General features: G+C 76.4%; 2 protein-coding genes and 1 pseudogene. 1 reads left to right on the top strand and 2 read right to left on the bottom strand.

Going from position 1 to position 2,500, the window contains the following annotated elements:
- Nucleotides 1–748: gamma-glutamyl-gamma-aminobutyrate hydrolase family protein (locus tag C1I97_RS35340; RefSeq protein ID WP_111007038.1), on the bottom strand; the 748-nt coding region annotated here is incomplete at its 3' end.
- 81 nt (nt 749–829) lie between these two features.
- Nucleotides 830–2,032 (bottom strand): amino acid deaminase/aldolase, encoded by a 1,203-nt coding sequence (locus C1I97_RS35335; protein WP_111007037.1) that lies wholly within the window; start codon nt 2,030–2,032, stop codon nt 830–832.
- Nucleotides 2,033–2,308: 276 nt separating this feature from the next.
- Between C1I97_RS35335 and C1I97_RS40845 the strand changes: the two are divergent.
- Nucleotides 2,309–2,500: pseudogene (locus C1I97_RS40845) on the top strand (hypothetical protein); the annotation flags it as partial.

Here is a 2,500-nt window from a genome sequence, read left to right as displayed (position 1 = left end):
ACGTACCGGAGGAGCCGGCCGTACCGGAGGAGCCGGCCGTACCGGAGGAGCCGGCCGTACCGGAAGCGCCGCCCGCCGCCCGCACCAGCTCCCGCACGACCCGTACGTCCTCGCCCATCTCCGGGTGCCACTGCACGCCCAGCACCCAGCCCTCGGTCAGTTCCACGGCCTCCACCGTGCCGTCCGCCGCGTACGCCGACGCGACCAGGCCCTCACCGAGGCGGTCGACGGCCTGGTGGTGGTAGGCCGGGACGGTCGTCTCCTCCGGTACGGCCGCGGCGTAGCGGGTGCCGGGGACCGGCTTGACCGCGTGCTCGCCGAAGGCGCCGACCACCTCGGCGTGGCCGTCGAGGTGCTGGACCAGGGTGCCGCCCAGGGCCACGTTCAGCAGTTGCATGCCGCGGCAGATGCCGAGCAGCGGGAGGCGCGCGGCCAGGGCGGCCTCGATCAGGGCCAGTTCCCAGGCGTCCCGGGCGCGGCACGGCGGCCCCGTACGCGGGTCGGGCTCCGCGCCGTAGCGCACCGGCTCGACGTCCGGGCCGCCGGAGATCACCAGCCCGTCGAGCCGGGCCACGGCCGCCGCCGCCCGCTCCGGCTCGTCCGGCGGCAGCATCGCGGCGAGCCCGCCCGCCCGCTGCACCAGCCGCGGATAACCCACCGGCAGCAGCGCCGACTCCAGCTCCCACACTCCCCAGCGCGCCCCCGTCTCCAGGTACGTACTGATCCCGATGAGCGGTCGTCCCGTCACACGGCCCTCCCTGACAAGCGATGGTCTGCACCCCCATCTTCGCCAACACCGCCCGCCCGCCGGGCCGAGCCGCTCGGCGGGCTACAGGAACGTACGGCCCTCGCCCCGGTACGTCGGTACGGTCGCCGTCACCCGGTCGCCCTCGACCAGGTGCAGGGCGTCGAACCGCTCGCACAGCTCCCCGGCCTTCGCGTGCCGGAACCACACCTTGTCGCCGATCAGCAGGTCGTCGGCGGGCGAGCCGAGCAGCGGGGTCTGCACCTCGCCGGGGCCCTCCTGGGGGTCGTAGCGCAGTCCTTCGGGCAGGTACGGCACCGGCAGCCGGTCCGGGCCGGCCGCGCCGGAGGCCGGGTAGCCGCCGCCGAGGACGGTCACGGCCCCGACACCGGGGCGCCGCACGACGGGCTGGGCGAACAGGGCCGCCGGACGGCCGCGGAAGGACGTGTAGTGGTCGAAGAGCCGCGGGACGTACAGCCCGGAGCCCGCGGCGACCTCGGTGACCGCGTCCTCCGCCGCGGTGTGCTGCACGCTGCCCGTGCCGCCGCCGTTGACGAACTCCAGTCCCGGCGCCACGGCCCGCACCGCACGCACCACCGCCGCCCGGCGCCCGGCCAGCTCCCGGCGCGCGGCGGCCTGCATCAGCCGGATCGCGCGCGAGCGCAGGGGCCGCCCGGCGACCGCGTCGCCCACGCCCGCGACATGACCCTCGTACGCCATGACCCCCACGAGTGCGAACCCCGGCCGCCGGGCCACCGCACGGGCCATGTCGGCGACCTGGGCGGGGGAGTGCAGCGGGGAGCGGCGGGCGCCGGCCCGCACGCGTCCGCCGAGCAGCTTCAGCGAGGTGTCCAGCTCCAGGCAGACCCGGACGACCTCGCGTCCGCCCTCGCGCGAGGCGTCGACGAGGTCGAGCTGCGCCGGGTCGTCGACCATCACCGTGACGGCGCGGGCGAGTTCGGGGTCGGCGGTGAGTTCGGCGTAGCCGGAGCGGTCGGCGGAAGGGTAGGCGAGCAGGACGTCGTCGAAGCCGGAGCGGGCCAGCCACAGGGACTCGGCGAGGGTGAAGGACATGACGCCCGCGAAGCCGTCCTTCGCGAGGGCGCGTTCCAGCAGGGCCCGGCAGCGTACCGACTTGCTGGCGACCCGGACCGGCTTGCCGCCGGCCCGGCGGACGAGGTCGTCCGCGTTGGCGTCGAACGCGTCCAGGTCCACGATCGCGACGGGGGCGTCCAGATGGGCGGTGGCCCGGTCGTAACGGGCCCGGTCAGCGGCGCGCGCAGTCATGAACGAAGCCTGCCAGACCGGATTACCGCAGGGTAGGGGGATGTTCCGGGCAGATGCCCCGGGCTCGTGGACCGGCTCCCGCTCAGGCGGGAGCAACCCGTAGAGTGACGCGCACGCGCGGCGGAGACACTCAGCGGTCCTGGTCGCGGAGTTGAGCCGGGATGGCGGTCCGCTCGTACGGGTATGCGTGCCCGGTGACGACACGTCCGCGCCGGGCGGGGCAACGAGGACGGCCGTGCCCGGGGAACGGCCCGGGCACGAGGAAACGGGGGGTGCATGAGCACGGAAGCGCGCCACGCCCCCGTCCCCCCGCGGCCGACACGGCCCGCGGGGGGCGACTTCGGCGGCAGCGCGGCCGAGAGGGCCGCCGGGCGGAGCGCGGTGCCCCCCGGCGTACCGGCGGCGGGCCCCCGCGTCACGGGACGCGACACCGCCGTCCCGTCACCCCGCACCGACGCCCCCCACCCC

The sequence above is a fragment of the Streptomyces sp. NTH33 genome (assembly GCF_003236365.1).
Taxonomy (GTDB): Bacteria; Actinomycetota; Actinomycetes; order Streptomycetales; family Streptomycetaceae; genus Streptomyces.
Note: the sequence above shows the minus strand (reverse complement) of the source record. Positions and strands in the feature narration are given on the sequence as shown.